Origin of the sequence: Kribbella sp. C-35, assembly GCF_046549195.1 — a bacterium.
Lineage (GTDB): Bacteria > Actinomycetota > Actinomycetes > Propionibacteriales > Kribbellaceae > Kribbella.
On sequence record NZ_JAJPWG010000001.1, the window covers coordinates 394,668 to 417,336 of the forward strand.

At 69.2% G+C, this 22,669-nt stretch carries 24 protein-coding genes; 12 read left to right on the forward strand and 12 right to left on the reverse strand.

The window, feature by feature from the left end; genetic code table 11:
* Positions 1-356: 356 nt before the first annotated feature.
* Both ACLJOO_RS01960 and ACLJOO_RS01965 read right to left on the reverse strand, forming a co-directional pair.
* Positions 357-1,319, reverse strand: coding sequence for an HpcH/HpaI aldolase/citrate lyase family protein (locus tag ACLJOO_RS01960; protein WP_410785020.1), 963 nt, complete (start codon positions 1,317-1,319; stop codon positions 357-359).
* Positions 1,320-1,422: 103 nt separating this feature from the next.
* The gene (locus tag ACLJOO_RS01965; protein WP_410785021.1) at positions 1,423-1,581 is read right to left on the reverse strand and encodes a hypothetical protein; all 159 of its coding nucleotides are present in this window, start codon (positions 1,579-1,581) and stop codon (positions 1,423-1,425) included.
* A gap of 251 nt (positions 1,582-1,832) precedes the next feature.
* Between ACLJOO_RS01965 and ACLJOO_RS01970 the strand changes: the two genes are divergently transcribed.
* Both ACLJOO_RS01970 and ACLJOO_RS01975 read left to right on the forward strand, forming a co-directional pair.
* A complete protein-coding gene (locus ACLJOO_RS01970) occupies positions 1,833-2,498 on the forward strand; it encodes a LuxR C-terminal-related transcriptional regulator (protein ID WP_410785022.1) in 666 nt (221 codons plus the stop codon).
* A 33-nt stretch (positions 2,499-2,531) separates the two neighbouring features.
* Complete coding sequence (locus ACLJOO_RS01975; protein WP_410785023.1) at positions 2,532-3,047, forward strand: hypothetical protein; 516 nt, start codon at positions 2,532-2,534, stop codon at positions 3,045-3,047.
* Here the strand turns inward: ACLJOO_RS01975 and ACLJOO_RS01980 are convergent.
* Both ACLJOO_RS01980 and ACLJOO_RS01985 read right to left on the reverse strand, forming a co-directional pair.
* On the reverse strand, positions 3,044-6,667 hold the full coding sequence (locus ACLJOO_RS01980) for a S8 family serine peptidase (RefSeq protein ID WP_410785024.1): 3,624 nt from the start codon (positions 6,665-6,667) through the stop codon (positions 3,044-3,046). The genes ACLJOO_RS01975 and ACLJOO_RS01980 overlap by 4 nt on opposite strands.
* A 118-nt stretch (positions 6,668-6,785) precedes the next feature.
* On the reverse strand, positions 6,786-7,754 hold the full coding sequence (locus tag ACLJOO_RS01985) for a helix-turn-helix domain-containing protein (RefSeq protein ID WP_410785025.1): 969 nt from the start codon (positions 7,752-7,754) through the stop codon (positions 6,786-6,788).
* An 89-nt stretch (positions 7,755-7,843) separates the two neighbouring features.
* Here ACLJOO_RS01985 and ACLJOO_RS01990 point away from each other — a divergent pair, with 89 nt between their 5' ends.
* The 6 genes from ACLJOO_RS01990 (at position 7,844) to ACLJOO_RS02015 (ending at position 12,935) form a co-directional block, all read left to right on the forward strand.
* Entirely contained in the window at positions 7,844-9,121 is a 1,278-nt protein-coding gene (locus ACLJOO_RS01990) for a magnesium transporter MgtE N-terminal domain-containing protein (protein ID WP_410785026.1), read from the forward strand.
* Positions 9,111-9,650 (forward strand): DUF1003 domain-containing protein, encoded by a 540-nt coding sequence (locus tag ACLJOO_RS01995; RefSeq protein ID WP_410785027.1) that lies wholly within the window; start codon positions 9,111-9,113, stop codon positions 9,648-9,650. Before ACLJOO_RS01990 ends, ACLJOO_RS01995 begins: the two co-directional genes overlap by 11 nt.
* A gap of 40 nt (positions 9,651-9,690) precedes the next feature.
* Complete coding sequence (gene htpX / locus ACLJOO_RS02000; protein ID WP_410785028.1) at positions 9,691-10,584, forward strand: zinc metalloprotease HtpX; 894 nt, start codon at positions 9,691-9,693, stop codon at positions 10,582-10,584.
* A gap of 4 nt (positions 10,585-10,588) precedes the next feature.
* On the forward strand, positions 10,589-11,152 hold the full coding sequence (gene pspAB / locus ACLJOO_RS02005) for a PspA-associated protein PspAB (protein WP_134006890.1): 564 nt from the start codon (positions 10,589-10,591) through the stop codon (positions 11,150-11,152).
* Between the two features lie 77 nt (positions 11,153-11,229).
* Positions 11,230-12,375: an Mrp/NBP35 family ATP-binding protein gene (locus ACLJOO_RS02010; protein ID WP_410785029.1), complete on the forward strand. Its 1,146-nt coding sequence runs from the start codon at positions 11,230-11,232 to the stop codon at positions 12,373-12,375.
* A gap of 2 nt (positions 12,376-12,377) precedes the next feature.
* Positions 12,378-12,935, forward strand: a complete 558-nt coding sequence (locus ACLJOO_RS02015; protein WP_410785030.1) for a GNAT family N-acetyltransferase — start codon at positions 12,378-12,380, stop codon at positions 12,933-12,935.
* 7 nt (positions 12,936-12,942) lie between these two features.
* Here ACLJOO_RS02015 and ACLJOO_RS02020 read toward each other — a convergent pair whose 3' ends face one another.
* From ACLJOO_RS02020 to ACLJOO_RS02050, 7 genes are all read right to left on the reverse strand, one after another.
* Entirely contained in the window at positions 12,943-13,278 is a 336-nt protein-coding gene (locus tag ACLJOO_RS02020; RefSeq protein WP_410785031.1) for a sec-independent translocase, read from the reverse strand.
* Between the two features lie 65 nt (positions 13,279-13,343).
* A complete protein-coding gene (locus ACLJOO_RS02025) occupies positions 13,344-14,843 on the reverse strand; it encodes a trypsin-like peptidase domain-containing protein (RefSeq protein ID WP_410785032.1) in 1,500 nt (499 codons plus the stop codon).
* Positions 14,844-14,919: 76 nt separating this feature from the next.
* Entirely contained in the window at positions 14,920-15,984 is a 1,065-nt protein-coding gene (locus ACLJOO_RS02030) for a sigma-E factor regulatory protein RseB domain-containing protein (RefSeq protein ID WP_410785033.1), read from the reverse strand.
* Positions 15,985-15,987: 3 nt separating this feature from the next.
* Entirely contained in the window at positions 15,988-16,593 is a 606-nt protein-coding gene (locus ACLJOO_RS02035; RefSeq protein ID WP_410785034.1) for an anti-sigma factor family protein, read from the reverse strand.
* Positions 16,590-17,261 (reverse strand): RNA polymerase sigma factor SigE, encoded by a 672-nt coding sequence (gene sigE / locus ACLJOO_RS02040; RefSeq protein ID WP_130384020.1) that lies wholly within the window; start codon positions 17,259-17,261, stop codon positions 16,590-16,592. The genes ACLJOO_RS02035 and sigE overlap by 4 nt, the downstream gene beginning before the upstream one ends.
* Positions 17,262-17,411: 150 nt before the next feature.
* On the reverse strand, positions 17,412-17,633 hold the full coding sequence (locus ACLJOO_RS02045) for a biotin/lipoyl-binding carrier protein (RefSeq protein WP_410785035.1): 222 nt from the start codon (positions 17,631-17,633) through the stop codon (positions 17,412-17,414).
* Positions 17,634-17,696: 63 nt separating this feature from the next.
* Complete coding sequence (locus tag ACLJOO_RS02050) at positions 17,697-18,233, reverse strand: CGNR zinc finger domain-containing protein (RefSeq protein ID WP_410785036.1); 537 nt, start codon at positions 18,231-18,233, stop codon at positions 17,697-17,699.
* 71 nt (positions 18,234-18,304) lie between these two features.
* Here ACLJOO_RS02050 and ACLJOO_RS02055 point away from each other — a divergent pair, with 71 nt between their 5' ends.
* Together ACLJOO_RS02055 and ACLJOO_RS02060 are read left to right on the forward strand one after the other, a co-directional pair.
* A complete protein-coding gene (locus ACLJOO_RS02055; protein WP_410785037.1) occupies positions 18,305-19,471 on the forward strand; it encodes an MFS transporter in 1,167 nt (388 codons plus the stop codon).
* Entirely contained in the window at positions 19,461-20,051 is a 591-nt protein-coding gene (locus tag ACLJOO_RS02060; RefSeq protein WP_410785038.1) for a GNAT family N-acetyltransferase, read from the forward strand. Before ACLJOO_RS02055 ends, ACLJOO_RS02060 begins: the two co-directional genes overlap by 11 nt.
* Here the strand turns inward: ACLJOO_RS02060 and ACLJOO_RS02065 are convergent.
* Complete coding sequence (locus ACLJOO_RS02065; RefSeq protein WP_410785039.1) at positions 20,038-20,919, reverse strand: SIS domain-containing protein; 882 nt, start codon at positions 20,917-20,919, stop codon at positions 20,038-20,040. The two genes, ACLJOO_RS02060 and ACLJOO_RS02065, sit on opposite strands and share 14 nt — an antisense overlap.
* A 101-nt stretch (positions 20,920-21,020) precedes the next feature.
* Between ACLJOO_RS02065 and ACLJOO_RS02070 the strand changes: the two genes are divergently transcribed.
* Positions 21,021-21,803 (forward strand): DeoR/GlpR family DNA-binding transcription regulator, encoded by a 783-nt coding sequence (locus ACLJOO_RS02070; RefSeq protein ID WP_130384025.1) that lies wholly within the window; start codon positions 21,021-21,023, stop codon positions 21,801-21,803.
* A 166-nt stretch (positions 21,804-21,969) separates the two neighbouring features.
* Positions 21,970-22,668: an O-methyltransferase gene (locus ACLJOO_RS02075; RefSeq protein WP_410785040.1), complete on the forward strand. Its 699-nt coding sequence runs from the start codon at positions 21,970-21,972 to the stop codon at positions 22,666-22,668.
* The last annotated feature ends 1 nt before the right edge of the window (position 22,669 follow it).

The following is a 22,669-nucleotide window of genomic DNA, read 5'->3' on the forward strand; positions in this document are numbered from 1 at the left end:
CGGTTGGCTCGCTAGCTTGCACCGCACCCGACATGCACCGCCCGGTCCGTCCCACCAGCTGGACTTGACCGAGCACGACGAGAACCCGCGCACACGAAGGGATATCCGACGGCGTTGTGCCTTCTCCGTTGCTATGGGAGGGGAGAACCCACAACACCAGGGGATATCCGGCCCTCCTGCCGGAACTGTGGGTGGTGGTGGCGGCTCGGCTGCTCGCGGCGGTGTGATGTGCAAGCTCGACAGGTAGTGCACCGGCGAGACGCTGTACGCACGGACCTGTTCACGCTCAGGTGCACTACCCGGCCACCCGACACCTCCTGTCGAGCTGCAGATCACACCAGGCCGACCACCCGGAACTAGTCCGCGGGGGGCTGCCAGATGTTGGTGCGGGTGAGGCCGGCGGCGCGGCCCTTGGCGGAGATGACGAGGGCCATTTTGCGGCTGGCCTCGTCGATCATCTCGTCGCCGAGCATGACCGCGCCGCGGCCGCCGCCGGCTGCGGAGGTGTAGTGGTCGTAGGCGTCGAGGATGTTCTCGGCGTGGTCGTAGTCGTCCTGGCGCGGGGAGTAGACCTCGTTCGCGGCGGCGATCTGGTCCGGGTGCAGGACCCACTTGCCGTCGAAGCCGAGGGCGGCCGAGCGGCCGGCGACGCGGCGGAAGCCGTCGACGTCCTTGATCTGCAGGTACGGGCCGTCGATCGCCTGCTTGCCGTGCGCCCGTGCGGCCATCAGGATCTGCATCAGGATGTAGTGGTAGGCGTCGCCGACGTCGTACCCGGGCGGCTGCTCGCCGACCACCAGCGACTTCATGTTGATCGACGCCATGAAGTCCGCCGGGCCGAAGATGATCGTCTCCACCCGCGGCGACGCGGTCGCGATCGCGTTCACGTTGGTCAGGCCGAGCGCGTTCTCGATCTGCGCCTCGATTCCGATCCGGCCCGGCTCGTAGCCGTGCACCTTCTCCAGCTGGGTGAGCAGCAGGTCGAGCGCGACCACCTGCTCGGCGGTCTGCACCTTCGGCAGCATGATGCAGTCGAGGTTCGCGCCGGCGCCGCCGACGACCTCGATCACGTCGGCGTACGTCCACTCGGTGGTCCAGTCGTTCACCCGGACGACGCGCAGCTTGCTGCCCCAGCCGCCCTCGTTGAGCGCAGCGACGATGTTCTTGCGGGCATCAGGCTTGGCGATCGGCGCGACCGAGTCCTCGAGGTCCAGGAACACCTGGTCCGCGTCCAGCCCCTTCGCCTTGGTCAGGAACCGCGGGTTCGACCCGGGCGTGGCCAGGCAGGACCGCCTGCTCCGCAAAACCTGCTCCGTCATCAGCCGACCTCCACTCGGTTACCCACCGGTCACCGGCAGCGTACGGCGTCTCCCGCCGCTGGCCCGGTGACCCGGCTCACTTCCTTTCCGAGTGTGTCCCGATTCACCGTGCGGTGAGACCGTACGCGCGGGTGATGGTCTGCTTGATCGTGTTCCCGGCCGCATCCACGCCCTCGGTCCGCAGGCTGACGGCACCTGTGCTGCGCTTTGGGTGCTTCAGTACGGCGGTGTACTCGCTCCGACCCGACTTGGTCGTCCGCACGGACTGCCACGTCGCCCCGTCGTCGTAGCTGACCGACAGCTTCAGACTGGTCAGCTCCGGGTCGCTCTCGAGGTACGAGTGGTGGTAGCCGCTGATAGTGATCTTGTTGTCGCGTCCCGCGGGCAGGGTGTTGTCCAGCCGCAGTCCGAGGTCCGGAGGCGAGCTACAGCGCTCTCGTCGCGTCTGGACCGTCCGACAGCGAGCAGACCGCCGTACTGACCAGCCTGATCGCCAAAGATCTCGTGAGCCGCGTGGGCGAGCGCTACGTGGCTGTGGCGCCGGACATTGCGTTGGAGGTGCTGCTGCTGGAACAGGAGCGCCTGCTGCGTGACGTACGCGCACACATCGACGACCTGTCAGCGGCGTACCGCAGCCACACCGGCACGCCTACCGCGACGCTGGTCGAACTGGTGACAGGTGCTGGCGCGGTCCGGCAGCGGATCGATCAGGTGCAGGCAGCGGCGCGGACTGAGCTACGGCGGCTCGTCAAGGCACCGTATGGCGATCCCCGGGTGCAGCGGGCCGAGTGCAGGACCGTGTACGAGCACGGCGTACTCGATGCGCATGGCAACGAGACGGCACGGATGCTGCCGGCGCTGCCGATCCACCTGTACCTGGCGGACGACCGGTTGGCTCTGGTCCTGCTGAGCGAGGAGTCCGCCGTAATGGTGCAGCCGTGCGGTCTGTTCGATGCGTACGTCGAGTTGTTCGAGGCACTGTGGGACCGCGCGCCGCCGGTGAAGGCTGACGGCGCAGTCGTCGAGCTCCTCCTCGCGGGTCTGACCGACCAGGCCATTGCCCGGCAGCTGGGCGTCAGCGAACGTACGGCGCAGCGCAAGATCGCCGCACTGATGCAGGAGCTCGGTGCGCGCACCCGGTTCCAGGCCGGTGCTCAAGCTGCGATGCGGCATCAATGAAATGAGGGGCAATGATGTGACACGCTGGGCCCTGTGAGCACCGAGGAGATCGCCGGCGTGATGAAGAAGGCCGGACTCGTCTGGCTGGCGTGGGAAGGCCGGCGACCAGTGCCGGCGTGGTTCGCCACGGTCGAGGGGCAGTACGTCGTCCTGGCGGACTCAGCTGACGGCGCGGAGCAGCCGCTGCCTGGACTCGCAGCAGCACCCGCGGTCGAGGTCGTCGTACCGGCCAAGCCGGCCACGAACCGCCTGGCGAGCTGGAAGGCGACCGTACGGCGGCTGGAGCCCGGCAGCGACGAGTGGACGGCAGCCGCGCAGGTACTGCGTAGCGAGCGACTGAACGCAGCCGACCTGGACACTCAGCTGGAGCGGTGGCGGAGCGAAGCCGACATCCTGGTCCTGGAGCCGACCGGTGAGATCACCGAGGCAGCCGGACGGTACGACGACACACCGCGGGCCGAGGCTCCGGTGTCAACCAGAGCCACGACCCGCGGCAAGCCACCAATGACGCTGCACCGCCCGGTACGCCGCCGCCCCAAGCTGAGTTAGCGAACCCCGAAGGCCCGTTGGACGGTCTGGCTCACGCTGTTGCCGGCGTTGTCGCGCGCCGTCACCCGCATGCTCACGTACTTGGCTGACGCCGGCGCGTCCACTGTGCCTCGCCAACCAGCACCGGACCGCTGCAGTCGGGCAGGTCGCCAGGTCGCGCCGTCGTCGTACGACAGCTCCAGCGTCGCCGTGGTGACCTTGCCGATATCCACAGCTCCCGGCAGGTGCGAGGCGCTTACCCCGAGGTCGGTGTGGCGCTTCGCCCGGCCGGACAGGTCCGTTGCGATCGAGTAGTCGAGCTGGAGTAGCGGCAGCGTCTCCAGGTTCGCGTAGTCGGCCTGACCGGACGTGAACCCCCACTCGGTGTGGGTGCTCGGCGAGTACGGCCGGTTCGGCAGGTCTCGCTTGGTGTCCACGACGAGCCGGTACGGCAGGGGCTCCGGAGCAACCTCGACCGAGATCATGTCGGCACCTTCACCGATCAGTGTGTCGCCCTGGTAGAACGCGGACGTGACCGGCGCTCCGACGTCGTACACGGTGCCCTGGTGCGGGCCCGAGTCCGCGAAGCCGGGCAGGGTGAAGACGCTCATGATGTCCCCGACACGTGACGGCGGCGTCGACAACGCGTTGTCGCTGAGCAGCCGCGGACGCTGGATGCCACCGAACCAGGTTTCCTTCGTCGTGCTGCCCGCGCGGTACGACAACGACGAGCCTTGCTGGCTCAGGTCCGGAACCGCGGCCTGGCTGAGCCACTTCACCTTCGGCGAGGCCGTGACCCAGACCGTGTGGTCACCCTGGGCCGGAACAGTCGTAGCGGCGGCACCCACCGCCCACGTGAGGTCCGCCGACAGGTCGAAGCGGATGTCGAGTGCATCCCCGGGCTTCGTGTCGCGGAAGGTCTCGTCGATGCGCGCGAGGTCCCGGACGGTCGGCCGGTACCCAGGGTCCTTCGGAACCGCCCCGTCATGGTGCTGGACGAGGTCGTAGAGGTACTCGGGGTACGGGTGCGAAACGAGCGGCAGCACCTTGGGCCTGCGTGACAGCAACTGCTGACCCTGGTCGGTGTTCAGCGACGCCACCGGCAGGGCGGGCGCCTCCTCCTGCGGCAGATCGGCCCAGGCATCCAGCGGCCCGTAGCCGTCGTTCAGGATCAGCAGCAGCTTCGCACCACCCTTGGCAGCGGCCGCAGCCTGTGCTGTCGGCGGTACGGCGTCGTTGCGCTGGGCAACCACGATCTTGCCGCGGACGTCGTACTTCGCGACGTCGGAGCCGACGTACACCACCGGGTAGACGCCAGTGCCTTTCGGCAGCTTCGGTGACCAGCTCTGAACGACGCTGTCGAACGATCCCACCGTGAGCGCCGGCTGCACCTGACGCCAGCGCGTGGCGAACGTGTAGGAGCCCTGTGTCACCTTGCGAGTCGGCGTAGCCCACAGGGAGTCGTAGATCCACCACTCGAGCTGATATGTGTCGACAAAGCGATGCAGGTCGCCGTAGCTGCGGTATTGGTCGACGCGTACGTACGTGTTGTCAGCAGGTCGTGGTGTGACCGCTGCGACCTTACGAAGTCCGGCCGCGTCGAACGTCAGCGTCTGATCCTGGGTGACGTCGACCTCCGGCTGACTGATGACAGCCCGCCCCAGCGAATGCGGCCCCTCCAGACCAAGTACGTCGGCGTACATCCACCCGGCGTACGTGCTCGGGCGAACGTCGACGTCGAGGCTGCCGTTCACCTCGTACACCTTCGGTACGACGTCCCGCTTGATGTCCTTGAGTACGACGACGCCGGACAGCGGGGCGCCGTGCGGGTCCTTCGCGCGGAGCGACAGCTTGACGCGCTGACTCTGCTTGCTGACGCCGACCGAGGTGTGGGCAAGCACTGCCCCGTTGGCGTCGGTTGCCGTCAGCATCGAGCTGTAGCCGGCGTCCTCGGCGGCGACGTCGAGGTGACTCACCACACCGGCTGTGGCGGTGCCGTGAGCCGGCACGGTCAGCTGTGGAGTCGTCAGCGTGAACAGGCCGGTGGGAATGCCCTGGTTCTTGAGCGACAGGTTCAGCGTGACCGGCTCGGCACCGTTGTTGGTGTAGGTGACGTCCTTCTGCACCAGTCCGCTCGCCGGGTACGGCCACTTCACCGCAGCGAAGGCGGAGCCCGACGAGTACAGCGTGCTGCGCACCGCAGCGGCCACGTCCAGCCGACCGGTGCCGGCAGTGAAGGGGCTGTACTGCACGGTGGTCTTGGTCGTGCTGACGAGTGCGTCTTTCAGTTGCTGCCCAGTCCAGTCAGGGTGTGCGTTGGCCAGCAGCGCAGCCGCACCGGCAACGTGCGGTGTGGCCATCGACGTGCCGCTCATCGCGACGTACGAACCCTCCCCTTCCGGCGAGTACTGGGACCGTGCGGCGAGCACATCGACACCAGGCGCAGTCAGGTCGGGCTTGAGTGCGCTGTCACCGAGCCGGGGACCGCGACTGGAGAACGAGGCCAGCCGGTCGGCCCCGTCCACCGCACCGACGGTCAGGGCCGCGTCCGCGGCACCCGGCGCCGAGACGCTGTACGGGTCCGGGCCGGAGTTGCCCGCGGCAATCACGAACAGCGCACCGGTCTCCGCGCTCAGCGAGTTCACCGCCTGGCTCATCGGGTCCGTGCCGTCGGTGGGCCCGGAGCCGAGGCTCATGCTGATCACCTTGGCGTGCTGGTCACGCGCCGCCCATTCCATCCCGGCGAGGATCCAGGAGTCCTGGCCGCTGCCGTCGTCGTCCAGCACCTTGCCGATGTGCAGACCGGCACCGGGCGCGACGCCCTGCTCCTTGCCACCCGAGGCCGCACCGGTACCGGCGATGGTCGAGGCGACGTGCGTGCCGTGACCGTTGCGGTCGGTGACGTCCTTGCCCGGTACGAAGCTCTCCGACGCGACGATCCGGCCACCGAAGTCCGGGTGAGCAGCGTCGACACCGGTGTCGAGTACGGCGACGTCCACGCCCTGGCCGGTGTTACCGCCCTGCCACACCTCCGGTGCACCGATCTGTTCAGTGGTGTCCGACAGGGCCGCCTTGGACTTGCCGTCCAGCCAGATCTTCGCGACCGCGGTGCGGGCCGCCGAGCCACCGCCGGTGAAGGACGTCCAGAAGGAGGCGGCCCGGTCGTGGTCCGCGGTCAGCGCAACGCCCTTGATGCTGGTCAGTGCGAGGGTCTGGCGGGCGCCTGCCAGCGCGGTCTGCTTCCGTCCCGGGGCGTACGAGACGATGAGCGGCGTGCCGTCGCTGTGCGCGTCGTCGTACCCGTCGGCGAGGAGTTCGGTGACGTTGAAGAGGCGCTCGTCGAGAACGCCGGACGCGAGATAGGGCAAGGCGGCGTCCGGGTAGACGTACAGGTCGTTGCCGACAGCCATGATGTGCGCACCGGCGGGGGTGCCGTTGGGCCTGCTCGCGGTCGCGGTCGGACGGCCGTCGACGGTCGTCACGGTGACCTTGTCGCCGGTGATCAGGGTGACCGTGCGCGGCGGCGTACTGGCGACGACCGGCTGGGCCGCAGCGGCCTGCGGCACCGTGACGGCGGTCAACGCCAGCACGGCCGCGCCGAGGGCTGTCAGCCCGCGTCGGCAGGAGGAGGGGAAGGACACGGAAGCTCCAAGCTCAGGGGGAGGTCCAACGATGTCCGCATTACATGTGGCTCCCCGCCCCTGCTGCTACGGATCTGACTGGCGCAAAGCGGTCACGACCAATCCGGCCAGCCCACAGTCACAGCCAGCCGCGGTCCCGCGCGTGCCAGCCCAGCTGTAGCCGGGAGCGCGAGTGGGTCTGTTCCATCAGCTGCTGGACCCGTCTGGCGACCGTACGCCGGCTGATGCCGAGGCGAGCGCCGGCCGCGTCGTCGGTCAGCCCTGCGACCAGCAACGACAGGAGGTACCTGTCCTCGGCGGACATGGCTTCTTCGGGCTCCAGGCCGTCCGAGTCGGTCACGCTCAGCGGGCTGGCGCGGTTCCACACTGTCTCGAACAGAGCGACCAGCGCGTCCAGCAGGCTGCACGGATGGACCAGCAGCGCGGCGTCCTGTGCCGGCGTCGCCCAGTCCAGGGGAAGGAGCGCCAACTCGCGGTCGGCGATCGCCAGCTTGGTCGGTAGCTCGTCCGCGATCCGGGCCTGCTCCCCCGCCCGCACGTGGCTGACAGCACTTGCCGCCAGCACTGGGTCTGCGAGGGCCGAGCTGTCATAGACCACCCGGTACGTCACACCGGCGCCCTGCCGTGCCAGCTGCGTGCTGTTCACCTCCGCCGAGGCGACGTACGGCGGGGCGACCAGCTCCCGCATCTCGCTCCGAGCCGTCCGCTGCACCCGATCGAACGCCAGACCGACCGCTGTCTCGCCGCTGACGATCTCGATCAGCTCCTCGGTCCGCCGCGCACCCCGCTGCCGGTTCGCCTCGGCCGCGAGCCGGTACGCCGCCTTCCGGATCCGCTCGAACTCCTCCTCCTGCCGCAGGACGAGCTGCTCCACCGCGAGCTCCGGAGGCACCGGCACGATCAGCTCGCCCGGTGGCGGCGTACGGTGCACGAAGCCCTCGGCCAGGAGGACGTCGACGGCCTGCTGAACGTCCGGCATCGGCCGGCCCAGGCGTGCGGCCAGCTCCAGCAGCGACGCAGCACCATTACGGATGAGATCCAGGTACGCCGTCTCGTCGTCGGCGCCGAGCCCGGTGGATCCCAGCATGCCCACCCCCCACCTTGAAGTCGCCCGAGGGCGAAAGTCTACGAAGCGTCCTCAGTCGAGACTCACGGTCGGCGGGTTAGCCTTCGGACATGAGTGGATCGCCGTCGCGGGTATATGTGGCCCGGTTGGCGGGTCTGCCGGTCTACGACCCTAACGGGGATCAGGTCGGCAAGCTCCGGGACGTGGTGGCGATGATGCGCCAGGGCGACCAGCCGCCCCGCGTGCTCGGCCTGGTCGTCGAGGTGTTCACCCGGCGCCGGATCTTCCTGCCGATGACACGGGTCACCTCGGTCGACGTCGGCCACGTCGTCACGACCGGTCTGCTCAACATGCGGCGCTTCGAGCAGCGCACGACCGAGGTGCTCGTCCTGGGCGAGCTGCTCGACCGGACAGTCACCATTGCCGACACCGGCGCCACCGCGGTGGTGTTCGACATGGCGATGGAGCAGTGGCGGACCCGGGACTGGTTGCTGACCAAAGTGGCGGTCCGTGAGGGCTCCAAACGGTTCCGGCGCCGCGGACAGACCCATGTGCTCGACTGGAGCGACGTCAGCGGGTTCACGCAGGTCGAGGAGGGACAGGGCGCGACCCACATCCTCGCTGCCTTCGAGTCGATGCGTGCCGCGGACCTGGCCGGCGTACTGCACGACCTGTCGCCCAAGCGGCGCAAGGAGATCGCTGTCGCGCTGAACGACGAGCGACTGGCCGACGTACTGGAGGAGCTGCCTGAGGAGATCCAGGTCGAGATCCTCGCCGGCCTGGACACCGAACGGGCTGCAGATGTGCTGGAGGAGATGTCCCCGGACGACGCCGCAGACCTGATCGCTGAGCTGCCCACCGAGACAGCCGAGCGCCTGCTGACGCTGATGGAACCTGAGGAAGCAGAAGACGTACGGCGGCTGCTGACCTACGAGGAGCACACCGCTGGTGGCTTGATGACGTCGGAGCCGGTCATCCTGCCCGTGGACGCCACTGTGGCCGAGGCGCTCGCCCATGTACGCAACGCGGACCTGAGCCCCGCACTGGCCGCGATGATCTACGTGTGCCGGCCGCCCCTCGAGACACCGACCGGACGGTTCATCGGGATCGGCCACATCCAGCGGCTGCTCCGCGAACGGCCGTCCGAGCTGGTGTCCGCCGTACTGGACACCGATCTGGACGGGCTGCGGCCGGACGACAGCCTGCAGACGGTCAGCAAGTACCTGGCGACGTACAACCTGGTCGCCGCGCCGGTGCTCGACGACGAGGGCCGGCTGATCGGTGCGGTCACCGTCGACGACGTACTCGACCATCTGCTCCCGGACGACTGGCGGGAGCACGACCACACGGAGAGCTCGGAGCAGGAGGGGGGCCACGATGCCTCGTGACGAACGCGGCAGCAGCACCGCGGCCGAGGAACGCCGGCTGATGCGCGGCACCAACCGGCTCGACATCCCCCTCGAGCTGCGCCGCACGATCGCACTGCGCTCGGCGTACGACGCCGACGCGTTCGGCCGGCTGTCCGAACGGATCGCGCGCTTCCTCGGCACCGGGCGGTTCCTGGTCTACATGACCGCGACCATCGTGTTCTGGGTCGTGTGGAACATTTTTGCGCCGGAGAGCGTGCGCTTCGACGAGTACCCGTTCATCTTCCTCACGCTGGCGCTCAGCCTGCAGGCGTCGTACGCCGCTCCGCTCATCCTGCTCGCCCAGAACCGGCAGGAGTCCCGCGACCGGGTGCAGTACGAGCGCGACCGCGACGTCGACGCCCGGACCCGTGCCGACATGGAGTTCCTGGCCCGTGAGGTCGCGTCCCTGCGGATGGCGGTCGGCGAGGTCGCCACCCGCGACTTCCTGCGCTCCGAGCTCCGCTCCCTGCTCGCCGACCTCGAGACACGCGAGGACGACCGGGTTTGACCCCGAGCTACCCTCGCTGTTGAGTGAGGAAGGACGTGGGATGAAGACTCGATTCGCGCCTGATCGCGGGCTGTCCAGCCGGATGGTGATCACCAGTTTCCTGCTCGGGCTGCTGTACGTCGGCTTCGTGGCGCTGCTGATCGCGCTGACCCGGAGCGCGGTGCTGGCCGTGCTGATCGCGGGCGGCATGCTGTTCGCGCAGTACTGGTTCTCCGACCGGATCGCGCTGTACGCGATGCACGGCCGGATCGTCACCCCCGAGGAGGCGCCGCAGCTGCACGGCGCGATCGACCGGCTGTGCGCGCTCGCCGACATGCCGAAGCCGCGGGTCGCGATCGCCGACGTCGACCTGCCGAACGCGTTCGCCACCGGCCGCAACCCGAAGAACGCCGTCGTCTGCGTGACCACCGGCATCATGCGCCGCCTGGACGCCGACGAGCTCGAAGGCGTGCTGGCGCACGAGCTCTCGCACGTCGCGCACCGGGACGTGGCCGTGATGACGATCGCGTCGTTCCTCGGCGTACTCGCGGGCCTGATCACCCGCTTCGGCCTGTACGGCGGCCTGGGACGGAACCGCGACCAGAACGCGGCCGTGATCATGCTGACGATCATCGGGGTGTCGATCGCCGTCTATGCGATCTCGTTCGTGCTCACCCGGGCCCTGTCGCGGTACCGCGAACTGGCCGCGGACCGAGCCGGAGCGATGCTGACCGGCAGACCCTCGACGCTGGCGTCGGCGCTGACGAAGATCAGCGGGGACATCGCACAGATACCGTCGCGCGACCTGCGCCAGGCGCAGGCGTTCAACGCGTTCTTCTTCGCGCCGGCGATCACCGGCAAGAGCCTGTCGTCGCTGTTCTCCACGCACCCGTCCCTGGAGACACGCCTCGACCGCCTCGGTACCCTCTCCCGCGAGCTGGGCGAGCAAGCTTAGAGCTATGGGCCTTCTCGACATCCTGCTCGGGCGCAGCAAGGCTGTGCCGCCGAACCTCGACCAGTTGTTCTCGCTTCCGTCGGCCGCGATCACTCTGGAGACCGCGGCCGGCTTCCGTCCGACGGGCAGCGGCTCGGTCTGCTTCAAGGCGGCCGAGGGCGGTGGATTCACCGCACTCCGCGACGAGGTCGACAAGCTGCTCGCGCTGGACAACGGCAAGTTCACCAGTACGACGGACTCGTACGGCTTCACCTGGCTGGTCCGGCAGACGGCCCCCGACGACCTGGAGACCCTGGTCACCGACCTGCACGCCGTCAACACCTCCCTGGTCGACGCCGGCTTCGGCAACGCCCTGCTCTGCACCCTGGTCGCCTTCACCAACGGCTCCCAGTCCGTGGGCCTCGTCTACCTGTACAAACGCGGCTCCTGGTACCCGTTCGTCCCGGTCGGCACGGACCGCCGCGACAACGCCCAGGAACTCCAGATCAAGTCCGTCGTCGGCGCAGACCTGAACTTCGAATCGGACCTTTCCCGCTGGTTCCCCATCTACGGCGCCCCCGGCCTCTGAAGTAAGGCTTGCCTTGCCGGACCTACGTCACATGGACCGTGGTCGGGTGGATAGGGGTGAGCACGTAGCCTGGGGGCATGGCTCCCACTGCTGATCAGGTGACCACGGCGCTCGGTGGCGTAATGGATCCGGAGATCAAGAAGCCGATCACGGATCTGGGGATGGTCGAGACCGTCGCCGTCCGCGAGGACGGCGTGGTCGCCGTACGCATCCTGCTGACCGTCGCCGGCTGTCCGATGAAGGACACGCTGCGCCGGGACATCACTGCCGCGGTGAGCAAACTGGACGGTGTCACCGGTGTCGAGATCGACCTCGGCGTGATGTCGGCCGAGCAGCGCGCGGCCTTGCAGACCCAGTTGCGCGGCGGCGTGGCCGAGAAGGAGATCCCGTTCTCCCGGCCGGACTCGCTGACCAAGGTGTTCGCGATCGCGTCCGGCAAGGGCGGCGTGGGCAAGTCGTCGGTGACGGTCAACCTGGCGGTCGCGATGGCCAAGCAGGGACTGTCGGTCGGCGTCCTGGACGCGGACATCTACGGGCACTCGGTGCCCGCCATGTTCGGGGTCGCCGACGAGCGGCCGACCGCGGTGGACGACATGATCATGCCGGTGCCCGCGCACGGCGTGAAGGTGATCTCGATCGGCATGCTGAAGCCGAAGCGCGACCAGGTGGTCGCGTGGCGCGGCCCGATCCTCGACCGCGCGCTGGTCCAGATGCTCGCGGACGTGTACTGGGGCGACCTCGATGTACTGCTCCTCGACCTGCCGCCCGGCACCGGTGACATCGCGATCTCCGTCGGCCAGCGGCTGACCAGCGCCGAGGTGATCGTCGTGACGACCCCTCAGGAGGCCGCCGCGGAGGTGGCCGAGCGGGCCGGCACGATGGCGCAGATGGTGCACCAGCGAGTGGCCGGCGTGGTCGAGAACATGTCGTTCCTGCCCTGCCCGCACTGCGGTCCCGAGCACCGTATCGAGATCTTCGGCACCGGCGGCGGTACGCGCGTCGCGGAGACCCTGTCCGCGCGGCTGGGGTACAACATCCCGCTGCTCGGCGAAATCCCGCTGGACGAGCGCCTCCGCTCCGGCGGCGACCTCGGTCAGCCGCTCGTGGCAGCCGACCCCGACACCCCGGCCGCGCAGGTCCTCGACAAGATCGCGTCGACCCTGGGCGGTAAGCCGCGCGGTCTCCTCGGACGCCAGCTCGGTCTCTCCCCTGCGGGCCGCTGACAGTGGGCCATCCCGTCCTGGAGACGGCGCGGCTGCGGTTGCGGAAGTGGCGTGAAGACGAGGTAGAGCGGATCTCCGCGGCCCGCACCAACCAGGCGACCGCGCATTTCCTGCCGTTCATCCCGCAGCCGTTCACCGTGGAGGACGCGCGGTTCTGGCTGAAGGACCTGGCCGAGCAGGCGGCGGCCGGGACGCGGTTCAACTGGTGCGTGGCGGACGCCGCGACGGATCAAGGGCTGGGCAACCTCACGCTGTTCGGCATCCATGTCCGCGGCGCGGTCCGCGACGCCGAGGTGGGGTACTGGATGCACCCCGAGGCGCAGGGCGGTGGCGTGATGACCGAGGCGATCCAGCGGGTCGCCCAGTGGTATTTCGCTCCGGCGAACGCGGGCGGGTTTGGCGGCCGGCGGATCTTCATCCGTACGGCGGCCTCCAACACGGCGGCCCGCCGTACCGCGGAGAAGGCCGGCTTCCGGCACGTCGGCACCGAGCGCGCCGCCTTCGAGATCGGCACCCACGTCGACGACAAGGTCACCTACGACCTCCTGATCACCGACTGACCAGATCTCAGGTCGACTCGGGGTCGTACGGCGGCTTGGCGCCGGCCGGGAGGCGCTGCGGGGCGCTGTCGGCGAAGTCGGCGACGGGCTTGTCGTCCTCGTCCATCGGCTCGAGCAGGTGCTTGCGGACGAAGTTCTTCGGGTTCAGGTCCTGCAGCTCGAGGTCGGCGTACTCCGGACCGAGCTCGTTGCGCAGGTCGTTCTGCGCATTCGTCACCATCTGACGGACCTGCCGCAGCAGACGGCCCGCCGTACGAGCGAACTCCGGCAGCCGGTCCGGCCCGAAAACGAGTACGGCGACGATCGCGATCACGACCAGCTCGAGCGGCCCGATGCCGAACATGTCCCCACCTCTCCGTACTTCGTTCCGGACTGCGCACAGCCTATCCCGGCACTGGGTAGCACCCGTCAGCCGATCTGCTGGGCGAGAGTGAGCGTAACTGTTCGGGACCGCCCACCGCGCTCGTAGGCGAGCCGCACGGCCTCGCCCGGCTGGTGGGTCCGGATCGCGACGATCAGCACCTCGGCGCTGTCCACGGGGTCGCTGTTGATCGAGGTGATCACGTCACCGACCCGCAGACCGGCCTGCGCGGCCGGCGACCTCGGGCTCACCGCGCTGACCCGGGCACCGCCCTCGAACATCATGTCCACACTGGCGCCGATCACCGGGTACGACGCCACGCCGTTCGCGATCAGCTGCTGGGCGGTCCGCCGGGCCTGGTCGATCGGGATCGCGAACCCGAGCCCGATGCTCCCGCTCTGCCCCTCCTCGGAACCGCGGACGGTGGCGATCGCGGAGTTCACCCCGATCACCCGCGCGTTCATGTCGACCAGCGGACCGCCGGAGTTGCCCGGGTTGATCGCGGCGTCGGTCTGCAGCGCGCTGATGTACGACGACGCCTGCCCGGTGTCGTCACCGGTCGTCACCGGGCGGTTCTTCGCCGAGATGATGCCCGACGTGACCGTGCCGGCCAGGCCGAGCGGCGAGCCGATCGCGACCACGTCCTGCCCGACGACCGCCTGCTCCGACCGGCCGAACTGCACCGACGGCGCGGTCAGGCCGGACACCTGAACCACGGCCAGGTCGTACGCCGGGGAGCGGCCGACGAGCCGCGCGGTCGCGGTCTTGTTGTCGTTGGTGACGACCTGGATCGAGCCGCCCTTGGCCGCGGCCGCGACGACGTGGTTGTTGGTCAGGATGTGCCCGACGTTGTCGATCACGAAGCCGGACCCGGTGGCGTCGGAGTTGTCCTGTCCCTCGACCTTCAGTTGCACCACGCTCGGCAGCAGGGTCGCGGCGACCGCGGACACCGAGCCGGTGCGGATCTTCGGGTCGGCGCCGGTGCCGACCGGCGGCTCAGGCTGCTGTGCGATCGGGGTGTTGTTGCCGCTGAGCGCGACAACGGCCGTGGCCGCACCGGCGCCGGCCAGGACTCCGATGACCAGAGCGACCAGAGCCGCGATGGTGACGACCCGGTTGAGCTTCTGCGGCTCCGACGCGTACGACCGGGCCTGCTGCTGGTGCCAGTCGGCCGGTGGCGGCGGCACGTAGGCCGGCCGGTACTGCGGCTGCTCGGTCGGCCAGGCCTGTCCCTGGTACACCGGGCGGAAGGTCTGCTGCTCCTGCGGCTCCGGACGTCCGAAGCTGCGCTGCGAGGTGGACCGGCCGCCGTTCGTCTGCCGGTACGCCGCATCCGAGCCTGGCGTCCGCAGCGGCATCGCGCCCGCTCCGGGACCCGGCGGGGTCAACCCGGTCAGCGGCGGACCCGCCGCGGACCCGTTCCCATTACCGGCCGGCCCGTTCACGAGAGGCCCGCTTCCGTTGGGAGCGCCCGCGGTGGGCAGGACCGCGGTGGGTTCCGCGGTCGCCGGATTCGGAACTGTCGGCTCGGCGTCGTCGCTAGTCACGGTGCCCGCCTCACGTCGTCGTCGTGGTCGTCGGTGGAGCCCTCCGGAGGTAACCGGGAGAGACTTCCATATTTGATTATCCCAGCTTCGGCGAGAGTGCACCCATCGGAGTGAGCCAGGTCGCGATTTTGGCCAGCCCCGTTCCCAGTCGCTGGATCGCGCTCAGCTCGACCGGGAGCTCGTGCGGGAAGGATCTGACCACCTGTCCGAGCTGGTCCGGGGGCAGGTCCCCGATCAGCGTGTAGACGATTCCGCCGGACGACCAGACGACGTACGACGGCATGCCGTACCGCAGGTATACACCAGGGCTGTCGGTGCTGCTGAAGCCTTCGACCGCGGCGGGATCCAGTGTGCCGCGCTGCTCGAACAGGGAGACGTTGAACAGCCCGTCGGAGTACGAGAACTGCAGAGAGCCGTTGCTGGTGTCCTGGTGGACGTCGTACAGCTTGAGCGACGCAGGCAGCTCCGGCGCGCAGACCCAGCCCTCGGAGCGCAGGTTGTCGACCTTGCCCATGCCGAGCGCTTCGACACCACTGGGCACCGTCGGCGGCAGGTGGCCGAGGAACTCGGAGTCCTCGATCTCCAGCTCGGTGAACACGGTGGCGCGCACCATGGTCTTGCCGTCCGCACTGAACAGCTGACGCTGCAGCAGCAGCCCGGTCGCCTTGTCGATCCAGAACTTCGCCGCCAGCGTCTGGTCGTCCCGCAACGCCTCCACGAGCACAGCGGTCCGGCCGATCAGGTCGGTGCAGCACTTGTCGACCAGCTGGTACGTCGCTTGCAGCAACGCCAGCGGTCCGCCGTCGATAGCAGCGTCCGTGGTGGTGGCGCGCTGCACGAACGCCTTCGCGCCTGGCGCGGACGAGCCGAGCACGCTGATCTCGGAGCCCTGTGACGCTGCGTGCAGGATGTCCAGCATCGCCGAACTGGCGCCCTGCGGGCCCCAGGCGGTGATGATCTGCGTGCCGTGGTACGAGATCTCGTTCGGCGCGACAGCCGCCCGCTGCAGCCAGCTGACCGCCGTCGGCGAATCCGCCTTCGAGAGCGCCGGCAGCAGGGCTGGGACGGCCGCGGCGGACGTGGGCAGGCCGAAGCCGATCAGGGCGGTGCTGACCAGGACGGCGAGCCGGGAGAGGCTCACCGGTCAGCGTCCTGTCAGGGCCACCGGGCGCAGCGTCGGGTTGTTCAGCCCGGCGTACCCCGCACCGTTGTAGGAGTTCAGCAGCGCGACCGGGTCAGTGAACGGCGCTCCGCCGCTGGTGCTCGCATGGTCGGAGGAGAAGCTCGCCACCGGCGGTTGCAGCGTCGGCGGCTGCTCCGAGCGGGACGGGTCGCCGACGACGAACGCCGTACCGAGCAGGGAGGCGACTGCGGCAGCTGAGCCGGCTGCGCCCAGGACGCCGCTGCGACGGCGGGAGCGAGTGCCGCGGGCGGCTCCCGGTCGGGTGCCACCTGTGCGCCCGGCCGGGAACGCGGACCGCTGCGGGAACAGGCTGACCGGCGTGACCACCGGGCGGACCTCTTCTCGTGGCTCGGTCGAGAACGACGAGACACCCATCAGACGCTGCATCAGGTCGGTCGACGGATCCGGAGACTCCAGCGCGGCGATCTTCGCCTTCAGCCGCCGCTGAGCGTCGACCTCGGACCGGCAGGTGTCGCAGCCGACCAGGTGGCTCAGGACCCTGTCACGGGAGTCGTGGTCGAGCTGGCCGTCGACCACGGCACTCAGCTTGTCGAGCGGGTGCGTCATGCGAGGTCACCTCCGTCGCCGAAGAGGCCGCCGTCGACCGGCGGTCCGCCGACCCGGGTCTGGCCGGACCGCGGGGCCCGGTGCTCCAGGTGCTTCCGCAGCATCGACCGGCCGCGGTGGATGCGGCTGCGGACGGTGCCGAGCTTCACGTCCAGGACGTCCGCGATCTCGTCGTACGTCATGCCCTCGATGTCGCACAGCACCACGGCCGCGCGGAAGTCCTCGGGCAGCGCGTCGAGCGCGTCCTGGACGTCGTGGTCGAACAGGTCGGAGTCGAGCTTCTCGGCCGGGCCCTCGCCCTTGGCCGGGAGCCGGTCGTGCGCGTCCTCGGGCAGGCCGTCGAAGCGGATCCGCTGCTTGCGGCGGGCGCCGTCCAGGAACAGGTTCGTGGTGATCCGGTACAGCCAGCCCTCGAAGGTGCCCGGCGTGTACGACGACAGCGAGCGGAACACCCGGACGAACACTTCCTGGGTGAGGTCCTCGGCGTCGTGCTTGTTACCGGTCAGGCGGTACGCCAGCCGGTAGACGCGGGCGGAGTGTGTGCGGACGATCTCGTCCCACGACGGCAGTGCGTCCGGCACCTGTTGGGGTGCGGGGACCGTCGACGTGTCGAACGGCTTCACCGCAACGCCTCCCTGGGTCCTCTCGGCAATAAGCGTGAAGGCCATGGTGCCGCGGTCACCGTCCTCTGCGCACGTCGGGAAAACCCGGGTTGGACCCTGGTTTGTTCGTACGACGGCTCAACGCGGCGCTCCGGCCGGAAGTTCCCGGCCGGTGCCTTCACCGATAAAGACGCGCAGACGGCCATTTAGGTTGAATCACTCCTGGTCGATGACGGCGATCGGGTCGCCGTCGCGGACGACCTCGCCCTCGACGACCTTCAGTTCGACGATGGTGCCGGCCACCTCGGCCAGCACCGGAATCTCCATCTTCATCGACTCCAGGATGACAAGGGTGTCGTCCGGCCCCACCGTGTCTCCGGCCTTGGCGGTGACCTTCAGCACATTGGCCACCAGCTCGGCCAGCACGGTGTGACTCAACTCGCACTCCTCCCACTCCCGGAATCCCACTCCCGATCCTAGGCGTGGCAGGCCAAGGCCCGGCTACTGGGCGTGCTGACGGGCCCGGTACGACGCGACGCGCGTCCGGCTCGAGCACCGCGGCGTACAGAACCTCCGCGGCCGCTTCTCCGCCGCATTGGCGAACACCCGCTCGCAGTCCACGGCCGCACAGACCCCGAGCGCCTCGAACCCGTGACCGGCCGCGAACGTCGCCAGCCCGAGCGCAGTCGTCGCCGCCAGCCAATCGGCCCACGTGGCTCCGGGCTTCGCCACATGCAAGTGCCACGGCGACCCGTCGTGGTCGGACAGATACGGCCGTACGGCGTACTCCTCGAGCAGCTCGTTGAGCATCCAGGCAGCTGCGCGCGGGTCGGCGTAGAAGACCTCGCGGACCCGCGCCCGGACCTCTCGGACCGCGAGCAGGTCGCCCTCGTCCAGTGTGATCGGGTCCGACTCACCGTGCTCGAGGAGGAACGCGCGTACGTCGGCCGGCGCCGTCAACTGCTCCGGGTCGCGGGTGCGCGTGTTGACCAGGTCGACCGCGAGCCGCACCTGCCGGTCCGGCGTCTGAATATCCACTGGACTCCCTCCGTAACGCCTTTATGATCGTAACGCGTAACAGCCAGCTTTGCGTTACAGGAGGATCGGGCGTGGCGAGCTACTACTTGGCGGCGACGCTGGCCCGGCTTGCCGACGAGATGGTCGCGTTCACGTTGGTGCTGCTGGTGCTGGAGCGGACCGACAGTCCGGCACTGGCAGGGATCACCGGAGCTGCCTACGCGCTCCCGGCGGTCGCAACGGGGCCTCTCCTCGGTGCATGGCTGGACAGGACGCCGTACCGGCGGAGCGCGCTCGCACTCAACCAGGCTGTACTCGGCGTGGTCATGCTCAGCCTGCTGGCCGTGGTCGGCCACAGCGCGCACTGGATCACTCCGGCGCTCGCAGCGGTCGCCGGCGCAACGCTGCCGATGGTGAGCGGCGGATTCACCAGCATGCTGCCGAGCCTGATCCCACCGGACCGACTAGCCCGCGCCAACTCCTTCGAGGCAGCTAGCTTCGGCGCGGCAACCATTACCGGCCCGGCGACCGCTGCCACGATCGCAGCCACCCTGTCGGTGAACGTCGCGGTCGTAGTCATCGCCGTGGCCGCAACACTCAGCATCTGCGCCATCAGCCGCCTGCCTGCCCTGCCACCGTTGCAGACCGCAGCAGAACCGTTCCTGCCCGCTGTTCTGGCCGGCCTGACACACCTGGTCCGCACACCGCGGCTACGGGCCTCCACTGTGACCACGACCCTGCTGATGGGGGCCACTGGCCTCCTGCTGATCGCCCTGCCGCTGCACATGGCTTCACTCGGCATGCCCAAGTCAGCGGCCGGCTACCTGTGGACCGCCGTCGAAATCGGCTGCGTCACGACCGCACTCCTACTGCCTCGTCTCCAAGCGCGCTGGCGCCCGGAGCAGGTCGTCATCGTGTCAGTCGCGGCCTACGGCCTCGCCGTGACCACCTGGCCCCTGGCGACAGCCTTCGCCGCGCTCCTGGTCATGGCCTTTGTCGGCGGTCTCCTGGAAGGCCCCACCCTCCCTGCCATGTTCGCCGCCCGTCAGCAGTACAGCCCGGAGTCCCTGCAAGGTCGCGTCAGCACCACGGCCGCCAGCCTCCGAGTAGGTGCCGCCGCGATCGGCCAGGCCACCGGCGGCCTCCTGGTCCCGGTAATAGGCACCCACAAGGCTCTGCTGGTCGTCGCCCTCGCCCTGCTCGCGGCCGCCGCCCTCGGCGCAGCCATCTCCAGAAAGGCACCGCTGTATGTCTCTTGACGCATGGGTCCACGGCTGGGCCATCTCCCGCAGCACAGCGGCACCGGTGAAGCTCCCGAGCGGCTACCGCATCGACGTGGGCCTGCCCGGTCACCAGGTCCGATACGTCCTCCCGACGTACGACGCTGGTCTGGTCGACGGGCTCGGCGAGCCGGACACCTGGCTGAAGATCTGCGGGCAGGTGTCGCTGAGCGCGCCTTGGCAGGTGCAGCTTCCCGAGTACCTGATGACGCGGTCACTGGCTAGCACGGGAGTGAGTGTGGGTGCGTCGTACGAGTTGAAGAGTGTGCGGCGGGGCAGTCTGGTCGACGTTGTCGTGTGCGCAGCCGACGGCTCGGTGGCGGCGAGTGGGAAGGCAGCGCTGACCGGAGAGGCTGCTGTCTTCGACCAGATCGAGACCTCTCCGCAGCACCGGCGGCGTGGGCTGGGACGGAGCGTTATGGCTGCTCTGTCCGCCGCAGCGCAGTACGCCGGTGCGACGACCGGCGTACTGGTTGCGACTGAGGACGGACGGGCGCTCTACACCGCGCTGGGGTGGACGCTCGAGTCCCAGATGACTGCTGCGGTCAGTCGAGGATGACGGAGCGGGACAGGCTGCGCGGCTGGTCGGGGTTGAGGCCGAGAGCCAGAGACTTGGCCACCGCGACCCGCTGGGCGACGACGAGGGACGCCATCGGGTCGAGGTCGGCGTGGTAGACGATGGTCGCGCCAGTGGCGTTCACGTCGTCCAGCAGGCCCACCGGCGGCTCACCGAAGACCCAGACGCCGCGGCCGGGCTGAGCGATCGCGATCGGGCCGTGCCGGTAGTCCATCGCCGGGTACGCCTCGGTCCACGCCGACGCGGCCTCACGCTGCTTGAGCGCGGCCTCGTGCGCCAGACCGACCGTCCAGCGCGTACCGATGTACGTGACCTGCTCGAGCTTGGCCAGGTCGTCGACGTCGATGGTCAGTGCGGTCTGAGCGTCCGCAGCGGCCTTCGACAGGTCCTCACCGAGCGACGCGCGCAGCAGCGCCAGCGTGGTGGTCGCGAACCGGGTCTGCACCACGGACTGCTCGTCGGCGAAGTCGAGCAGGATCGTCTGGTCGGCCAGCTCGACGATCGGCGAGTCCGGGGTCGCGGTGATCGCCACGGTCGGTACGTCGGTCGCGCGGATCAGGTCGAGCACCTCGGTCGTCGTACCGGAGCGGCTGATCACCACCACGGCGTCGTACGAACGGCCGGCCGGGAACTCGGATCCGGCGAACGCGTCGGTCTCGCCCTGGCCGAGGTCCTCGCGCAGCGCGGCGTACGCCATCGCCATGAACCAGGACGTGCCGCAGCCGACCGCCGCGACCCGTTGGCCGGCCGTCGGAAGTGCACCGCCGTACTGCGCGAAACCGTCCGAGACCTGTCGCCAGAGGTCGGGTTGGGTGGCGATCTCAGTGCTCACGAATGGTGTCTGCGTCATGTCGTCTCCGCGCTTGTCATGGTCGAAACTGCTCGAACGTGATCGAATGGTGCCAACCAGCCGCCACCGGGCTGACCGATTGTGTGAAGGAGGAGCCCCGGGTGAAGCGTTATGAACGCCTCAACACCTTGCTCGAGTCGCTCGCCGAGAAAGGCGCCATCGACGTCGACGAGCTCGCCGAGCAGTTGCACGTGTCCGCGGCCACGATCAGGCGTGACCTGGACCATCTCGGCAAGCAGCAGCTCCTCACCCGGACCCGCGGCGGCGCGGTCGCCAACGCGGTGTCGTACGACCTGCCGCTGCGCTACAAGACTGCGCGTTTCGCGTCCGAGAAGCAGCGGATCGCGCAGGCGGCAGCCACGCTGGTCCGTCGCGGCATGGTGATCGGGATGAACGGCGGCACCACCATCTCCGAGGTGGCGCGGACGCTGGCGACCCGGCCGGAGCTGTCCGCGGAGCACGGCGAGCCGGCGTTCACGCTGGTCACCAACGCGCTGAACATCGCCAACGAGCTGATCGTCCGGCCGCACGTGAAGATGGTGCTGACCGGCGGTGTGGCGCGGCCGCAGTCCTACGAGATGATCGGCCCGCTGTCGCACCGGATCCTGTCCGACCTGTCGCTGGACATCGCCTTCATCGGCGTCGACGGGATCGACGAGACCGGCGCCACCGCTCACCACGAGGGCGAGGCGAACATCAACCAGCTGATCGTCAGCCGGGCCGCGAAGGTGGTCGTGGTGGCCGACTCCTCCAAGCTCGGGCAGCGGGCCTTCGCCCGGATCTGCGAGCTGAGCGAGATCGACACGCTCGTCACCGACGCCCAGGCCGACGAGTCGCAGCTCGCCGTCTTCAAAGAAGCCGGCATCGACGTCATCCGCGCCTGATCCCCCCAACTTCCCAAAAAGCACCGCACACCTCCCTCACCAGGTGAGTCACGTCTCCAAGAGACGATCATATCTGATCAGGGCAAGGTTGTTATGAGCAAGAGTGCGCAACCTCCGCGCGTGCATCACGGAATGCGGACCTCCAGCCGCTAGGCTTCGGTTCAGCATGGGTACCGCAGCCGCACACCGCTCCGCCGACCACTCCGACCACTGGGAGGACGCCATCGCCACCGGCATCGACCCGACGTCCTGGGCGTACGCCGAGGACTACACCGGTGAGGACGAAGTCGTCACCGGTGCGCGGGCGAGCGCCGCGGACAGCGGTGTCGCCCCGATCGGACCCGGCGCGGCCGCCGCGCTGAGCCTGCTCGCCGCCGGTGTGAGCGCGAAGGCGGTCGTCGAGATCGGCACCGGGACCGGCGTCTCCGGGCTCGCGCTGCTCCGCGGCATGCGCGCCGACGGCACGCTCACCACGGTCGACATCGACGCGGAGAACCAGCGGCTCGCGCGCAAGACGTTCCTGGACGCCGGCGTCGCGTCCAACCGGTTCCGCCTGATCGCGGGCGCCGGGCTGGACGTGGTCACCCGGCTCACCGACGGTCACTACGACCTGGTCTTCTGCGACGCGGACCGCCGCGAGAACACGGCGTACCTGCACGAGGCCCTCCGCCTGCTCCGCCCCGGCGGCATCGTCGCCTTCGCCGGCATCCTCACCGCCGGCCGAGTAGCCGACCCCGCCCGCCGCGACCCCGACACCATGGCCCTCCGAGACCTCATCCGCGCCGTCCGAGACGACGACAACCTGGTCTCAGCCCTCCTCCCCACCTCCGACGGCCTCCTAACCGCCGCCAAACGCCTGAAGTAGC